The organism is Nitrospira sp. MA-1, assembly GCA_032139905.1.
Taxonomy (GTDB): domain Bacteria; phylum Nitrospirota; class Nitrospiria; order Nitrospirales; family UBA8639; genus Nitrospira_E.
The window spans coordinates 346732-363880 of sequence record JAQJDB010000005.1 but is presented as its reverse complement, the minus strand read 5'-3'; the positions used below and the strand labels follow the sequence as shown (position 1 = coordinate 363880).

The 17149-nt window shown below is 49.3% G+C and carries 16 protein-coding genes; 11 read left to right on the top strand and 5 right to left on the bottom strand.

Annotation, left to right across the window (positions count from 1 at the left end; genetic code table 11):
* Nucleotides 1–251 precede the first annotated feature (251 nt).
* The 3 genes from PJI16_06060 (at nt 252) to PJI16_06050 (ending at nt 3306) form a co-directional block, all read left to right on the top strand.
* Nucleotides 252–1769: a GGDEF domain-containing protein gene (locus PJI16_06060; protein MDT3777117.1), complete on the top strand. Its 1518-nt coding sequence runs from the start codon at nt 252–254 to the stop codon at nt 1767–1769.
* Between the two features lie 53 nt (nt 1770–1822).
* On the top strand, nt 1823–2743 hold the full coding sequence (locus PJI16_06055) for an isoaspartyl peptidase/L-asparaginase family protein (protein MDT3777116.1): 921 nt from the start codon (nt 1823–1825) through the stop codon (nt 2741–2743).
* 119 nt (nt 2744–2862) lie between these two features.
* Nucleotides 2863–3306: a VOC family protein gene (locus PJI16_06050; protein MDT3777115.1), complete on the top strand. Its 444-nt coding sequence runs from the start codon at nt 2863–2865 to the stop codon at nt 3304–3306.
* A 38-nt stretch (nt 3307–3344) separates the two neighbouring features.
* Here the strand turns inward: PJI16_06050 and bcp are convergent, their stop codons facing one another.
* Complete coding sequence (gene bcp, locus PJI16_06045) at nt 3345–3815, bottom strand: thioredoxin-dependent thiol peroxidase (protein ID MDT3777114.1); 471 nt, start codon at nt 3813–3815, stop codon at nt 3345–3347.
* A 336-nt stretch (nt 3816–4151) separates the two neighbouring features.
* Between bcp and PJI16_06040 the strand changes: the two genes are divergently transcribed.
* Nucleotides 4152–4409 carry a hypothetical protein gene (locus PJI16_06040; protein MDT3777113.1) on the top strand — a complete coding sequence of 86 codons (258 nt, stop codon included), beginning with the start codon at nt 4152–4154 and terminating at the stop codon, nt 4407–4409.
* A gap of 204 nt (nt 4410–4613) precedes the next feature.
* Here the strand turns inward: PJI16_06040 and PJI16_06035 are convergent, their stop codons facing one another.
* From PJI16_06035 to PJI16_06020, 4 genes are all read right to left on the bottom strand, one after another.
* The gene (locus PJI16_06035; protein MDT3777112.1) at nt 4614–5042 is read right to left on the bottom strand and encodes a hypothetical protein; all 429 of its coding nucleotides are present in this window, start codon (nt 5040–5042) and stop codon (nt 4614–4616) included.
* A gap of 12 nt (nt 5043–5054) precedes the next feature.
* Complete coding sequence (locus PJI16_06030; GenBank protein MDT3777111.1) at nt 5055–6482, bottom strand: GMC family oxidoreductase; 1428 nt, start codon at nt 6480–6482, stop codon at nt 5055–5057.
* Nucleotides 6483–7442: 960 nt separating this feature from the next.
* The gene (locus tag PJI16_06025; protein ID MDT3777110.1) at nt 7443–7652 is read right to left on the bottom strand and encodes a hypothetical protein; all 210 of its coding nucleotides are present in this window, start codon (nt 7650–7652) and stop codon (nt 7443–7445) included.
* 494 nt (nt 7653–8146) lie between these two features.
* A complete protein-coding gene (locus PJI16_06020) occupies nt 8147–8533 on the bottom strand; it encodes a hypothetical protein (GenBank protein MDT3777109.1) in 387 nt (128 codons plus the stop codon).
* A 296-nt stretch (nt 8534–8829) separates the two neighbouring features.
* Here PJI16_06020 and PJI16_06015 point away from each other — a divergent pair, with 296 nt between their 5' ends.
* From PJI16_06015 to PJI16_05985, 7 genes are all read left to right on the top strand, one after another.
* Nucleotides 8830–9288: an Rrf2 family transcriptional regulator gene (locus tag PJI16_06015; GenBank protein MDT3777108.1), complete on the top strand. Its 459-nt coding sequence runs from the start codon at nt 8830–8832 to the stop codon at nt 9286–9288.
* A 100-nt stretch (nt 9289–9388) separates the two neighbouring features.
* Entirely contained in the window at nt 9389–11899 is a 2511-nt protein-coding gene (locus PJI16_06010) for a sulfurtransferase TusA family protein (GenBank protein MDT3777107.1), read from the top strand.
* 6 nt (nt 11900–11905) lie between these two features.
* Entirely contained in the window at nt 11906–12622 is a 717-nt protein-coding gene (locus PJI16_06005; protein MDT3777106.1) for a phosphoadenylyl-sulfate reductase, read from the top strand.
* 76 nt (nt 12623–12698) lie between these two features.
* A complete protein-coding gene (locus PJI16_06000) occupies nt 12699–13112 on the top strand; it encodes a DsrE/DsrF/DrsH-like family protein (GenBank protein ID MDT3777105.1) in 414 nt (137 codons plus the stop codon).
* Between the two features lie 14 nt (nt 13113–13126).
* Entirely contained in the window at nt 13127–14215 is a 1089-nt protein-coding gene (locus tag PJI16_05995) for a hypothetical protein (protein MDT3777104.1), read from the top strand.
* Complete coding sequence (locus PJI16_05990; protein MDT3777103.1) at nt 14212–15012, top strand: sulfate adenylyltransferase subunit 2; 801 nt, start codon at nt 14212–14214, stop codon at nt 15010–15012. Before PJI16_05995 ends, PJI16_05990 begins: the two co-directional genes overlap by 4 nt.
* Nucleotides 15013–15014: 2 nt before the next feature.
* Nucleotides 15015–16883, top strand: a complete 1869-nt coding sequence (locus PJI16_05985; GenBank protein MDT3777102.1) for a GTP-binding protein — start codon at nt 15015–15017, stop codon at nt 16881–16883.
* The last annotated feature ends 266 nt before the right edge of the window (nt 16884–17149 follow it).

The window sequence follows — 17149 nt, the reverse complement described above, 5'->3', positions numbered from 1 at the left end:
GGGCTTTCTTAAACCCGTTTTCTCGCTTCGATTCAGGAAATCAGGACGATCGCCTACGAATCAAAAGGAGAGAAAGGCCTTATCATGTCATGCCTATTCAGATGGCAAAACAATATGCCGAAATGTCCATAATCAGAAAACATCACGGATATATCCTCGTGTTCGTGGATCCGGGCATTTGAGCATTAGAACAGCCCAAGATGCCGAGTCTTTCGAGGCACTCGCGAAGGTCTTCTGACCCTGAGTCTTTTATGACACCCGAACTGAAAAAGAAACTACAATCCTGCCCTAGTCTTCCCAGCCCAACACACGTCGCCGTACAAATTATCAACTTAGCCAACGAACCTGAAACCGACCTCCACAGCATTATCAGAATTCTCAATTGTGACCCGGCGCTGGCCAGTAAAATTCTACGAATCGCCAATTCTCCCTTATACCCATACTGCAAAAAAGTTGAAAGCCTTCATCAAGCAGTCCTGGTCCTGGGTCTCAACGCGACTATTTCACTTGCCTTGTCCTTTTCATTAATGAAATCGCTGCAAACCAGTCGCGGAACTGGCTTGGATTATGGACTGTATTGGAAACGTGCGCTTTTGGCAGGAACAGCCAGCCGGGCTCTTGGAGCGGCCTGTGGGTTAGTTGAAATTGAAGAGTTATATCTTTCGAGTCTCATGCAAGATCTGGGAATGCTCGCCCTCGATCAGGTGTTCCATGACCTCTATAATCCCCCTAACCTGGATCAGACATCCCATGCCAGAATCATTTCCCATGAATACCAATGCCTGGGAGTCAATCATGCCGCCGTGGGGAGTTGGCTCCTGACGCAGTGGAATTTTCCCGATCGCCTCCGATTGGCCGTGGCCGGTAGCGATGACCCCTCTCGCATTCCCCAGGGAGATGAACTTGCAAAATTTGTCCATTGTGTGTCTCTGTCGGGGAAAATTGCGGAAATTTTTTTACGCGACTCTCAAAGCGCCTATATACAAGAGGTCAGAGAGAATGCCCAGACTTCGCTGAATCTCAATCCAGCAGAGCTCATGGAAGTATTGGAAACAACACAAGGGCTTCTTCCGGAAACAGAGAAAATATTCCGGACTGACTTACAACCATGGACCGAACCTCAAGCCATTCTGGAAAAAGCCCGGGAGGCACTTCTTCTCAGAAGCCTTCAGACTCTTAAGGAAGTTCAGGAGCTCCAACAAAATAATGCCGCCATGGAAGCCAAGTTCCACAATTTGGAAGAAATCCACCGTCATGATCCCCTCACCGGGGCATTGGCAAGAGCCTACTTGGACAAATACTTAAAAGCCTCTTTTGAGCATGCTCTCGTCAACCAAGAATGTCTGACCCTGGTTTTTGGGGACCTTGATAAATTTAAATCCGTCAATGATACCTATGGTCATCAGGCAGGGGATGGGGTTCTTCAATCTACCGCCCATCTCTTACAGTCGAAGCTTCGCACGACCGATTCGGTCGGACGCTACGGAGGAGAAGAGTTCGTGCTCATCCTGCCAAAAGCCTCCTCAGCCACCGCCGTCATGGTGTGCGAGAGAATCCTCTCCGCATTTCGGGGCACCACCCATGACATAGCCGGAGACAAACTCATCGTCACCATTTCTCTTGGCATCGCGACGCACACGCCGGATCACCCCTATCCCACGGTCACCGACTTGCTCCATGCCGCAGATGAAGCCGTCTATTATTCTAAAACCCAAGGTGGCAACAGGTACACCTCCTATGACAAAATACAAACTGAACAATCCGTTTGATTATGAAAAAAAATACGATTCACCTCGCCCGTTTTTCTTAATCCCTTCGCACTTTGCCTAGGTCAACACCTATTCCCATACCGAGGGTCCTGATCCATGGGGGTGCAGGTTCCCGACAACCGACCCCCAGTCAGTCCATGTGCCTCACAGAGGCACTCATAGGAGGATACGAATGCCTCAAAACAGGGCATTCACCCCTGGATGCTGTAGAAAGTATGATCTGCTATCTCGAAAAGTCCGGATTGTTTAATGCCGGGCGAGGATCGCTTCGACAACTCGACGGATTTCAACGGATGGACGCATCGATTATGGAAGGGCAATCCTTATCGGCTGGTGCTGTGGCCGGGTTGGAAGGATATCTCCATCCAATTTGCGCCGCGCGACGAATTATGGCCGATACCGATCATGTATTAATCGTAGGCCGGCATGCGAATCGATTGGCTCGGCATTTCGGTCTTGCCCGATTGGTCCATCGGAAGAGTTCGACTCCACTGATGAACAAACGAAATTCACGAAACACCCTGAATACTAAATCCCAAGCTCTTTACCGCCAGTTAGGATTGTATGACACCGTAGGTGCGGTCGCCATGGACCGTGCCGGCCATCTTGCCGCAGGGGCATCAACAGGGGGAGTGGCGGTCATGTTACCTGGCCGGGTTGGGGATACCCCCTTAATCGGTGCGGGAGTGTATGCCGATGATACCGCCGGGGCCATTTCCATGACCGGCTTAGGAGAATCCATCATACGTGCCGGTATGGCCAAACATATGGCCATCCTGCTCGGGCTCGGCTGGACGCCCTTAAAAGCTGCCAACTACGCACTCAAGGCGCTCGTCAGCCGAATACAGGGGGAGGCCGGATGCCTCATCCTCGACCGCACTGGCAGGTTTGCGATTCGACATACCACCCCATGGATGAGCGCCGGGTATTGGAACGGCCGCGGCAAACCTGTTGTAAAAAGCCGTTTTCCCTGAAGGGTTGCTTAAAGCTCCTTTGTTTTTGAAACGCTCAACCCTAGCCGTTTATCGAAAAATTGCAACAGATTTTCATTGATCATTCAAAACATGCGATAATTCGTAAAGGAATCTATACTATGTCTTCTTCTACCTTTCATCTCTCTATTCCGGTCAAGGATATTGAATCCACGAAAGAGTTTTACGCGCAAGGCTTAGGATGCGGCGTGGGCCGCCAGTCTTCCGTCGCCATCACATTGAATTTTCACGGACACCAAATTGTCGCCCATGTGACCAAGGACCTTGGCCCCCAACAAACGAGCATCTACCCCCGCCATTTCGGGTTAATCTGCCAGACAGAAGAGGAGTGGAATGAACTCCGGAATCGGGCCCACACGAATAGCCTCATATTTTTTCGTGAGCCCAGTCGACGTTTTTCTGGCACTCCTCTCGAACATTTAACGTTTTTTCTAGAGGATCCTTCGCATAATCTGCTTGAATTCAAATATTACCTTAATGCGAATGCCATCTTCGGGGAAGAGACGTTTTCTCAAATTGGCGACGCTCACGAGCAGAATGGGTAGAAGGTTTTCCCTTACCTGTCATGGTTCTCCGGGCAACACTATCTAAGGGATTCAAGCACTTCCGAAAAATGCCCGTTCACTTTGACCTTAGGAAATATGTTCCTAATGGTCCCGTCTTCATCAATCACCACCGTTGTTCGTTCAATCCCCATATATTTTCGGCCATACATTGATTTCTCCTTCCACACGCCATAGGCCTGGATCATGGCCTTGGACTCATCACTCAATAAGGGAAAATTAAGTTGAAATTTATCGGAAAACTTCCGGTGGGACGAGACTGAATCGGCACTCACTCCGAACACGACTGCCCCGCTCTTTCTCAATTCCTGAATACCATCCCGAAAGGAACAGGCTTCTGTCGTACATCCGGGCGTGTCATCTTTCGGATAGAAATACACGACCACTTTTTTCCCTCGAAGTTCAGATGAGTTCACAATGTTTCCCGTGTCATCGGGAAGGGAGAAGGCTGGAGCAGGATCACCAACCTGTAACTCACGCGAAGAAACGATACGAGGACTCACCTGAGCGGGCTTTTTCGTTTTAGGGGCGGATGCCTTTTTGACCGTTGTTGAAGTTTTTCGAGATGTTGAAGCCACCCCATGGCCGGTTGATGAGGAAGGCTTGGGAGTGGCCTTCTTTTTTGCAGCAACCTTTGGTTTTGTCGGTTTTGATGGTAACGGGCCCTTTTTCTTAGGCTGGGCTTTTTTCGCTTTGGATGCCATAGAATCCTCCTCTGATGACAAGTAAGTAAAACGTGGCGTGTCAATTCTTTCGCTGGACGAAACTACCCTTCCTCAATCCAGGAGATTCTCGTCATCTCCCTGGTGATGAGAGCCCATTGTACAATGGTTGACAGGTTCCATTCCTCTATTTTTTCAAGGAAACAGGCAACATGCTTCGAATCCTTGCTCACGGACGAATCGCGTCTGGCATTGGCGCCACGCATCAACAAAGCCATCGAGCCGGGCAGTCAGAAAGTGCTGAAGGCATTTGCGGATGATTTGGGGTGTGATCTGCAGAGCACGAGTGCCATCCGTATTCGACTGTCCTTTCCCACAGCCAGGATAATCCGGGCGGGCGGGGCAAGCGTGTTACATTTTTGAATGGTCACAATCAGCGGGGGGCGTCCTGTTCACATACGATCCTGTTTCGGTGAACGGGCATTTATACGAACCACGAATTTCGAGGGTGACACAAGTTTAGCTTAATTTTCTGGGCGGCTCAGCCAGAACACGCACACTACAGGAACTGGTACAGATATAGGTGGCTTAGACTATCTCTTTCTAGAATTTTAAAGAAAGCCCCTTTCAATTAAATTTAGCAAAAGGATTACGACATGGCTTAACATATGGATCGTAAAATCCAAGATATTTAACCACACGCGTCACATCGGACCCATACCAGAAAAAATCACTTGAAAGCAAAAAGCGTTTTGCAAAGCGGTCTCCAAGATCATTCATTCTACTCATTGAATCGAGTAAATTTGTGTGAATAAATAACTGGCTAATTATTATTAGTTTCCTTGAGGCCCTGTATCCTTCTTTAGCAATATCTTTAGCAAAGGCATTTAAGCCGGCTTCTTCAATTTGAAGATAGTTTAGTTTCTTACGAACAAGACCCTCTATCATATCCACATTGTTTGGCACCTTAATAATCCACCAGCCTCCAAGAGAGGATAATAGTCCGGAAGCCAACGCAGATAAAATAAAAGTCCGACGACTTATCTTTTTCCCCATAATTTACCTACCTTAATTCAGTAAATGATGAGCTGCCCAAAGCGATAGTGCAGATATAGTCAATGTAGGATTAGCTGGAGCGACAGTTGGGAAGGCCCCGCTACCCAAAACCAACAAGTTCCTAACTTGGTGATGGATTAGATGCTTATCAATTACACTCGTTTGGGGATCATGACCCATTACAGTTGTGCCTAGTATGTGCGCCTCCGTTGAATGTGGCCTATCGCTAATAAGTACATTTTCAACTGGAAGCGGACCTAATAATCCCGGCAGAATGGATGGCAACTTTTCCATACCTTTTAGGGCATAGTCAGAAGGACCAGTGTAAACGGTCTCTGGTAAGTCAGGATTATCTTGATCATATTTAACATAGTTTTGTTGCCGGGGCAGATTTTCATAGATGACCCGCAATATCAATCTTTGTTGCCATTTCCCTTGCTCAACACGAAGATCATTGGGTGTATTCCACGTCTCTATTAAGCAACCTGCGTGTTCCCTTCTATGCTCTCCGTCATACAGCATATACCCATGTCCGGTATTGCTGGTACTTCCCTGGAAGTTATTGAGACCATGCAAATCAATTGATACCTTTAAGGCTATTTGTTCATCTAGATATTTCCCAAGAAGTGGGTGTCTGATATTTGATCTGTGTAAAATATGCGGATTGAATATCGCATTACCCCCTAACACAACTATTTCTGCCCCTGCTTGAGATACCACGCCATCTTTGAGGTAACTTACTCCAGTTGCTACGCCCCCCTTTGTTTCAACGGTTTGGACAGTTGCTTCTAGAATTAAGGTAACCCTAGAATCCTCATACAGATGATTCATTTCATTGAGGATCGTGAATTTCGCATTGATTGGACATAAATTACAGACACCGGTAGCGCAACACCGGGGACGATTAGGAGTAGATTTGCTGGCACGTGCGGTGGGTAAATGGAAAAAGAGATCAGGATAGGCCTCCTTCAAAACTTTATCTGGGTCTGTAAAGCGATGTGGAGGTTGGGGGTAGGGTGTGCTTCGGGGAAAGGGTGACCCATCGTCAGGGCCAGAAATAGACATAATTTCTTCGGTTTGAGCGTAAAATGCCTCTAGTTCCTCATAGCTTATAGGCCAATCAACACTCACCCCGTAGACAGACTGCATCCGAAAATCATTGGGCATCATCCTTGGCGTTACGCCCCACCAACAATTCGAACCACCACCAAAACTTGGCGTGAATATCCACTTCTTTTGTGGATGTTTATTTATAAAGGTGTCATTTTGATCTTGGCTCGTATTACGTCGATTCTTTACTTGCCAAGCATGGGTATCTAATCGCCCTCGTTCCAAGACTAAAATGCGTGTGGTTGGATTGGCTTTGGCAAGGTAAGCATCTAAAAAAAATGATGAAGCGAAACCTGTACCGACTATAATCAGATCAAATTTTTCTATCATAAGTATATTAAACCACTGAGATTAAGACAGGTTAATTTTTGAAGATGCTTGTCGAATAAAAGGTTCTATCCTTGAAGGTAGGGGTTGCGGTGAGTTGAAAGTCGCGGCGTTTCGCGTTGAAATGGGTGTCCCCTAACATTCGCACCTCAAACAGAAAGGAGAGACACCCCGATGACAAAGAGTAACAAAACGGATCATAAAGTTCGAGGCCCCAGGGAGGCGCTGAAGAAATGATGCGACCTTGCCACCCGACAGCTCATTTCCCAATTGTGCGAAGCCAAGATGGCTAAACTGTTTGTTGCGTATGCCAAGCAGCAAAATGGCAAGGGCTGGGTGTCTTGGTTCTCAATGGCTCACACCCGACCTAGGAGATGCAGAGGGCCCTGGAAGCAATTGGTGGGGCATGATGGTAAGAGTCTCACTGAAAGCTCCGTCGCGCGGGTAATCGAGGGCGGAGTATGAGGCCTGGCAGCATCGGCACCCCGAGGCCGAGTAGTGAGTGTATGTTTGGGTAGGTGGCATTGGCAGGAAGATTCGAGCTGAGCAGCAGCGACTTTGTGTCTGGTTGACGATTGGCGTCAACGCCCATGGCGAGAAACACTTCTTGGCAATTTGAGATGGCAATCGTGTATCCACGCAGAGTTGGCTAGACGTTCTGATGCATTTAGGCCCAGGGGTTGAATGACCAGGCAGTCGCCGTGGATGATGGATCCCTGAAGGTTAGGACTGGCGTGGAATAACCCTATCCCACCACTCGGTCGCAACGCTGTTGTCCATAAGACACATAAAATGGCTTGAATACCCTACCCAAAACCGTACATACGGAAGAACAAACGCTACAGGACATTTGAGGGCCGAGACCAAAACCGACTCAGAGCACAGGCCATAAACCGTTTTCAGAAGAACTATGAACCGAAATTTTCAAAAGCGACCCCGTCCCTAGAGAAAAATCGGGAGGCATTACTGGGATTCTATGCCTTTTCCTCTCATCACTAGCAGAGCCTGCGAACCATGAACCCAATTGAATCGGTCTTCGGGCCAATCCGGCATCGGACGAAGCAAACGAGCAACTACCTCGCCCGTGACGGGATGATTCACATGTTGTTCAAGATAATGTGGTGAAAAGACAGAGGGACGCTTGCGCGGATTAAAACAGCTAGCCAAAGTCATGAAGAGAACTCATTTTGTTGATGGAATTGAACAGGAAGCCAGGGACCCGGTCGCCACGTAGGTAATGCCCAGACACCAGATTCGACAATCTCCCCTCTCCGTCAGAATCACACCTAAAAGACCGAGTATTGGGTGTACCCCGCGAAAAAATGGCAAAAGGAGTTGAGGCAATCCGGAAATATCGAATTATCCTGGCGTAAGGTCGAGCATGGGGATGAATTGCTCTTCCCTCAACGAATCCTGACATCACAACGCTCAGAATTGTGATTTCAACTCTACGCGTATTTCCATTTTTGTCTCACACACCTTATTGGAACGTGACTAAGTAGAGGAGCTTCCCCACACTTGCCGGTCCTCTAAAGACACCATAATAACAGGAAGAAGAAAACTGGCTGGAGTTACGAATTCGATCCAGGAAGGGACAAACTCTTGATCGGAATTAAAGACCTCATCCCGTCGCCAGGGGATTTAAAGTGGAAGGCATTCCCTAGGGCTTAACCGATGGGTTCTTCAATTCGAAAAGGGGGAGAAGTCAACGAAGTGTATCCTTGAAGGCGCAATTCTAATATTTTTATTTCCTCGTCTTTTTGTTTGAGATCCATAACCAGAAGATTATTCTGTACTTCGACATTCTGAAGTTCATCTTGCAAACTTTGTATTTCCGGATGCACCTGGTCCAATTTTTTCTTAGTAGCTTGTAGTTCCCGTCCCAGTTTTTCCTTCGTTTCGCTTAGTTCGCGAGTCATAGCCTCTTTCGTTTTCTCCATCGTTGAGACATCATCCTCCAATTTTTTCAGTCGTTCCTCTAGCATCATCTTCTCTCCCCGCATCGCCTGGACGATGGACTGAACTTCTTCAAGCAGATCAGCAATATCTTTCATCTCAATGGTCCTCACAGCTCCGAAAGGTTGCAACCGTTGCTTTTCATAATACGTTCCCAGTCAGGTATCGGCCCATTTTTCACCAATATTTAGAGACCATTCGATTGTTGTTCAGCTTTTCGTTTGATTGATTCCATGGACTCCTGATGACAGATCCGTCCAGGAGGCAATCGTCCATACCCATTTTTAATCCCATGCATTTTTTGAGAGAAAAAGTACGGCTCACAGTTCTTGACAAATGTTTTCTGCGCCTTTTATATTGCATATTATTCCTATCGTTTTAGTATGAATTGAAAATGAACAAGTTCCCCATCAAAGTCACCTATGGGATTTTGGCCACAATCGAGCTAGCAAGACAGGACAGATCCATTCCGCTTCAGGCAAAAATCATCGCTCAACGACAGGGGATACCCTCTCGTTTTATTGAGCAAATTCTTCAGCACTTGAAACAAGCTGGGATTATTAGAAGTCTGCGAGGAGCACAAGGAGGGTATACCCTGGCTCAACACCCCAATCAAATTTCCCTGGCGGATTTAGTGAATTCAATGAATGGATGGGCGACAGAACCATTGCTTCAACAAGGACACGCCAATGGTCATTCAGAAAGCCGACAAGCTCACAACGTCTTACTTTCAAATATTTGGCAACAGGTTCAAGAGGCGGAGCAGGCAGTCCTTCGGGGCATTTCGTTACAAAAATTGGTTGAACAGTATCAAACGCTCGAAACCCAGCGTTGCGTGATGTATCATATTTAGTTTTGGCAAAAGATTCATCAGTACCAAGGTCGAACAGATCGGTGCAATCTCAGCAACTTATAGAAAATTTTGATCCGAATACAGGATTTGGAGAATTATCATGAGCACCTCACCAGTCACCAGCCACCCTCCTATTCACACGGCTCCGATACCCCAGGAGATTCTTGAGGAAATAGAAACATTCGAGGATGAGGTGAATCGCCTCCAATCAGGTGACACTCCATCCGACGTATTTAAACCGTTTCGACTCCAATACGGCATTTATGGTCAGCGACAGCCTGATGTCCAAATGGTCCGGATTAAGATTCCCTTTGGCGGCCTTAACGCAAATCAACTACGCCAAGTGGCTGACATTGCGGATACCTTCGCGACCGGCGTGGGACATGTCACCACGCGGCAGGACATTCAACTGCACTTTGTTCCCCTCCGCCACGTTGGCACCATCATGCGAAAACTGGCGGAAGTTGGACTCACCACCCGGGAAGCCTGTGCCAATACCGTGCGAAATGTCACAGCCTGTGCCTTGGCAGGGGTGTGTCCTGGCGAAGTGTTTGACGTGACACCGTATGCAAAAACCGTGGCCTATCATCTATTACGAAACCCGCTCAACCAAAGCCTCCCTCGCAAGTTCAAAATTGCGTTTTCCGGCTGCAAGCAAGACTGCGCCTTAACCCCCATCCACGATGTCGGGCTTCTGGCTGCTCGCAATTCTGAGGGGGTTCCGGGGTTCAAAATGGTCGTCGGAGGCGGGTTGGGGTCCACTCCGCGCCTCGCCAAAGTGCTACATGAATTTGTTCCCATGGAAGAGTTGATTCCCGCCACCGAGGCCATGCTCAAGGTGTTTGATAATTTAGGCAATCGGAAAAATCGAAGCAAAGCCCGCATGAAATTTGTCGTTGACAAGCTAGGGTTCGAGGAATTTTCCAAACGATGGAAAGAGACCTACGATGCCATGTTGCAATCCGGCGCCACCAAATTTGGATTGGAAACGGCCCCGTATCCTGATGATCCTCCCTTAATAATGCCGACGAAACCCGGAAACGGCACATCCCACCAAGGCAATGGACACAGCCAACTGCAGGGCTCATCCATCAATGGAGATCCCGCATCTCAAGAAGCGTACGATCATTGGTGCGCGACAAATGTGATCACTCAACGCCAGACAGGATTTAGAACAGCGGCGGTGAGACTCCCCTCGGGTGATATCACATCTGAGCAAATGTTTGCGCTGGCTGAGCTCACCGAACGGTATGCAAACGGAAACCTTCGTACCACCATCAATCAGAACATTATGGTACGTTGGGTTCCCGATATTCGCCTCCGGCACTTCTATGACGAATTAGTCGCTCATGGATTGGGGGACCCTGGAGCTGAGGGAGTCGCCGATATCGTTTCCTGCCCGGGGACCGACACCTGCGGACTGGGAATCACCTCTTCTAAAGGACTGGCACGAGCACTGGCAGAAGTATTCCCTGCCGGGAAAATCGCTGAGGATTTGGAAGGGGTGAACGTGAAAATCAGTGGCTGCCACAATTCCTGCGCGCAACATCATATCGCCACGATCGGCTTACATGGAGTCGGCAAACGTATTGGAGACCATGTCGCGCCAGTGTACGAACTGCACCTTGGGGGACGGGTCAACGGCACAGCCAAAATTGGCCAACTCATTGTGAAGGTTCCTGCGAAAAACGTTCCCGCTGCAGTCCAGCATCTTCTCGATCTCTATCGCCGGGACAAAAATAATGGGGAGTCATTATTAGGTTTTATTGACCGCACCGGAAAAATCAAACTGAAAGATGAACTGATCCCCTACACCATCCTTCCCACCTATCAAGAGGATCCACAATTCTATGTTGACTGGGAAGGCGACGAGGAATTTTCGGTTGAGGACCTCGGACCTGGTGAATGTGCGGGTGGGGCATTGGAAATGATCGACAATCGGATTCTTGAAGCGGAACAGGAACTGTACCAAGCACGCATTTTGGCTGAAAAACACCAATACGCGTTTGCCATTAACAAGGCTTATCGAGCCGTGGTGGCAGGAGCGAAAGCCATCCTTGTCACAGAAGGAATCGATCCGAATACCGATGCCGACACCTTAGCCGAATTTAACAAGTTGATCGTGGCCAAAGGGCTCATGCCTGCGGAATACCATAATCTGGCCTCTATAGTGGGCGATCTGGGGAACAAGGACGCCTCGGCTGACCTGACACAAGGAAAAATCGCGTTTACCAAAGGTTTTGTGGACCTCTGCCGGACCGTCTCAGACCAAATCGGTCAGGACCTCAAGCTGGCTCCCGCTGAACTGGGACAAAAGCCCACTGAATTAACCAAGGAGGCAACCACGCCACCTGAAAAGACATCCTCCCCATCAGGTGTGCCCGTTTACGACCTCCGGGGCGTGGCATGTCCCATGAATTACGTGAAAACCAAGCTCAAATTAGAAATGATGGACCACGGTGACCAGTTGGAAGTATGGTTGGACGGCGGCGATCCTATTCGCAACGTCCCGGTCAGTCTTCGAAACGATGGGCACAACGTGCTCGAACAGGAACCCATGGACGCCGACGAGCAGCACTTCCGGGTGGTAGTGGAGAAAGTGGAACTGTAGAACGCCATGGCTCTTTTCCTCAATACCCATCCAACTCCTGAAGAACTCGTCGCGGTCAATCGATCCATGGAAGGTCAGGCGCCTCGACAGATTGTCGAGACCGCGATCGCGGAATATGGGGGAACGGTTATTCTGGCCTGTAGTTTTGGGGCCGAGGATGTCGTCCTGGCCGATATGATGTTCCGCTCAAATCCAGGCAGCACACTCTTTTATTTAGATACCGATTTTTTATTTCCTGAAACCCATGCTGTTCGGGATCGAATCATTCAACATTATCAATTACAGGATGATCAGATTATCCAGGTTAAATCAACACTCAGTCCTTCCGAACAAGCGACACAGTTTGGGGAAGCCTTATGGCAACGGGAGCCCGACCAATGCTGCTCACTGCGAAAGGTTGAGCCCCTCACTCGCATCCTGGCAAAGTATGCCGCGTGGATGACGGGAATCCGGCGTGATCAATCACCCACTCGCGCCAACGCCGGCATCATTGAGTGGGATACCAAATTTGGCCTTGTAAAATTTAACCCCTTAGCCACCTGGTCATGGGAACAGGTCTGGGAATACATTCGCATGAATGACGTTCCGTACAATGCCTTGCATGATCGGCATTATCCCAGTATTGGATGTACCCATTGCACCGCGCCCGTCATGCCGGGAGAAGACCCACGCTCCGGACGATGGAAAAGTTCGGAGAAAACCGAATGTGGACTTCATCGATAATCCGGCCAAGTGACCATTTCGTCGTTCATGACTTTACATTCATTTTCCTCAATCAAGCAACTATCGGAGACCATCAGTGAAAAAAATTGCCGTCATTATTACCAAAGGGGGATGGAACAACTTGTTTCAAGCCTGTGAGTGGATAGCCCTGGCAGCCGCCAGCGGCATGGAAGTGAGTGGGTATTTCCGTGACGAAGCCGCAGGCCGAATGACCAAGGACAAAATCAAAGAGCTGACCATGTCCTCGGATTTTAAAGGACGGGAAGGCTTTGTGCGTGATCTCTTGAAAAAAGAGGACAAAACGGACCTCCCAAAAATGATGCAGACCTCTAAAGAAAAGGGAAACGTCAAATTTTCGGTGTGTAGAGATTCTCTGAAATATTTTGGAGTGAATGTCGAAGAACTCATTCCGGAATTAGATGAAGTGCAAACCGCCGAGGCCTTCTGGAAAGAAGCTGTTCTTCCCGCTGACCAGGTTTTGACCTTTTAACCCGGAATCATCGCATGGATCACCTGATTGCAAAAATTGGAAAAGGGCTGAAGGGTGCCAAGGATTTAACCTGGGATGAGGCCAAATATGCGCTTAACGCCATAATTGAAGGGCAGGCAACCGACGTTCAGGTTGGAGCCTTTTTGATGGCCATGCGTATAAAAACCGAATCCATCAGCGAACTTGCCGCGTTCACCACCACGGTTCGCAAGTGGGCGCCACCGATACCACTCCCGCATGCCGAAAACATTGTGGACATGCCGCTCTATGGAGAAAAACATAACACCATCCATGTGGTCGTCGCGGCAAGCCTTGTCGCAGCTTCGGCTGGCGCAGGACTGTTCATGCACGGTGTTGAAAACCCGGACACCCCGTACGATCTCCCTCAAGTCCTTCATCACTTACAGCTTCCCATCGCGCGTACTGCGGCAGAAGCCATTGAGCAAGGCGCTCAATCGCCCTGGGTGTATATGGACTTAGCCGGATACCATGCACCATTAACCAAATTGCTGGACCTGCGTCAGGCATTCGGTTTACAAAATTTGTCCCATCAGGTATCCAGACTATTGAACCCTGCCAGGGTGGGCTCACAAGTCATCGGCATTTCCCATCCGCCATATCTGGATAAAATGGTGGAAGCCTTGGACATGCTGGGAGCGAAACGTGCCCTGATCATTCAAGGAGTCGAAGGATTTCCCGAACTGTCCCTTTCCGCGCCCTCCATGGCTCGTGAATTACGAAGTGGACATATTTCATCGTTGGTCTTTCGTCCCGATGATGCCGGGTTCCGATCCGGACCATTTCAAGCCATGAGTTCAACCATTAACGGCCCGGGATCGGGCACCCCTGAACATGAAGCCCGATTGATGACACAAGTACTCGTCGATCGCCAGAAAGGCGACAGACGGAACTGGGTAATTATGAATGCCGCTTTACTGATGTACGCCGGAGGGTTGGCCTCCTCTCTCGCGCAAGCCACACCGCTCGCCCAGGAAACACTGGACTCCGGAAAAGCCGGAGCGTTCTTTACCGCCTTGGTCCAAGGACGCCCTCCACAGTCAAAATTTGTCGTTCCCCCTTCACCGGCGGTGGTGCCAGCATGAACCATATCCGTCAATTAGAAGATCAAAGCGTCTATATCCTGCGAGAGGCGTACAAAAACTTTGATAACCTGGCCATGCTCTGGTCCATGGGCAAGGATTCAACGGTGTTATTGTGGCTGGCCAGAAAAGCATTTTTTGGCCATGTTCCCTTTCCCTTACTCCATGTTGACACCAGCTTCAAAATTCCTGAAATGATTGAATACCGGGATCGCCTCGCACGCGAGTGGCGATTAAATCTGATCGTGGGCCAAAACAAAAAAGCCCTGGCCGAAGGGATGAACCACACCAAGGGACGAGTGGAATGTTGCACCGCCTTAAAAACCCAAGGGTTAAAACAATTGCTGGAGGAAAAGGGCTACACAGGGGTCATTTTGGGTGTGCGATCGGATGAAGATAGTACCAGGGCAAAGGAGCGGTACTTCTCCCCGCGGGACAAAAACAATGAATGGGATTTTCGCGATCAGCCCCCCGAACTCTGGGATCAATATAAACTGTCCTTTCCGCCGGGCACGCATATCCGGATTCATCCCCTTTTGGATTGGACTGAGATCAATATCTGGGAATACATCAAATTAGAAAACATTCCCTTTTTGGATAACCTCTATCTGGATCAAGGCACCGGCAAGCGCTATCGCAGCCTGGGATGCGGCCCCTGCACCACTCCCATTGACTCCACCTCGAAAAATGTGGATGAGGTCATCATTGAATTACGCAATACCAAGGTGGCAGAGCGGGCAGGACGCGCACAAGACGAAGGACGAGGGATGGAACAATTACGCAAAGATGGATACATGTAAATATGACGGTCACACCAGCCATAGGCCTACCTAACGACACTCCTCAGGACAATTCCATCCGGGAGAGAATGAATATCGTCATCGTGGGTCACGTCGACCACGGCAAATCCACACTATTGGGTCGTCTGTATGCCGACACCGGGACGTTACCAACCGGCAAGATCGAAAAGATCCAGGCCATTTGCAAACAACAAGGCAAAGAATTTGAATATGCCTTTTTGTTTGATGCCTTTTTAGAAGAACAACAACAGGGTATCACCATCGATACGGCCCGAACCTTCTTCTCATGGGGAGGGCGCCAATACATCATTATTGACGCGCCAGGACATAAGGAATTCCTGAAAAACATGGTGTCTGGCGCGGCTCGTGCCGAAGCAGCGCTCCTGGTCATTGATGCCCTTGAAGGCGTGCGCGACCAATCAAAGCGCCATGGGCTATTGCTCTCCATGTTAGGAGTTAAACAGGTCACCGTAGTGGTCAATAAAATGGACCTGGTCAATTACCGCGAAGACACCTTCCAAGCCATCGAAAAAGAATACCGGGAATTTCTCACCCAATTGAACGTCATTCCCCAATACGTTATCCCCGCGAGTGCCAAACAGGGCATCAACATCATCAACTCAAGCCCGGAAACCCCATGGTACACGGGCCCCTCCGTGTTGGATTCCCTTGCGCATTTCCATCTGGAATCCAAACGTGCAGAACAAACACTTCGTCTTCCCATCCAGGACGTGTATAAGTTCGACGCCCGCCGGATTTTAGTTGGCCGCATCACGGCAGGAAAACTCAAGATTGGTGACCGGCTGGTCTTTTCCCCATCCAACAAATCCGCCAATATTGAAACGATTGAAGCTTTTAATATCGATCCACCGCCAACTCAAGCCAAAGCCGGCCAATCCGTCGGCATAACCCTGGACGAACAAATTTTTGTGGAACGAGGGGAAATTGCGACACACGAAGATGCCAGGCCGCTGGTCTCCACCCGCATTCGTGCCAATCTGTTCTGGTTAGGAGGCCGACCCCTAGAAACCCGCCGGCCATATGTCTTACGACTGGCCACCAGGGAAGTCCCCTGCGAAGTGGCCACTATTCATCGCATTGTGGACGCCACCAATTTGGACGACCGACAGACGCAAACCACCGTGAAACGGAATGAAGTGGCCGACATTACGCTTCGGACCAAATCTCCCATTGCGTTCGATCTTTATGCACAGTTTGAGACGACCGGACGTTTCGTATTGGTAGATGAATACGATGTGGCGGGAGGTGGAATCATCACGGAACTGGTCCAGGACGACCAGGAAGATTTTCGAACGGAGGCACGAGAACGGGATTCCGCCTGGGTCAAGGGAGATGTGGGAGCCGAAGACCGGGCCCAGCACTATGGACATCGAGCGGCCGTGGTCTTACTGACTGGTCCGGATGTCACCGCGAAAGGATTTCTGGCTCGAAAACTGGAAACCGTGCTCGTTGCAGAAGGCCGGCATGCCTACCTTCTCGCGCCAGAAAATCTGCAACGGGGGCTCGATGCGGATCTGCTCGACACGAAACCGGATGAAATCATTCGACGGTTCGGGGAAGTCGTACGATTACTGACCGATACAGGCTCCCTCGTGATTTCTACAACCAATGCCCTCCATGAACCGACCAAACACATCGTGCAAACCGTGCAAACGTTGGTGAACCCGATCCCGGTCATCACCATCCACATGGCCAAAGATTTACAAGGGCCTCAACCGGATACCGATCTAATTTTTGCAGGGCCGGAAAATTTCGACGACTGCACCCACCAAATCATTGATTTGCTCAAATCCAGGGGGATTCTCACTGAACCTCCCAGGGGCCGTGGCGACTTCCAGTACTCCATTTAAGACAATCGTCATTTCCTGCAAGGATGACTGACTGTACCCACCATTCTCACTCGAGATTTGGGTCAATCAGGGACGAAACTCGCCCATTCATCCAGACGTATCATTTTGGTAGGCAAGATTCCATCCGTTTTCTTTTTTTTAGGGGCACCGTCGAACTGAAAACTTGAGTCACACAAGTGTGAAAGACGATGAGTAGCAATTATTATTTCGTCCCAGTGAGCACATGGACGTGTGAGTCAGACTGCGAAGGCTTCATGTCATGATGA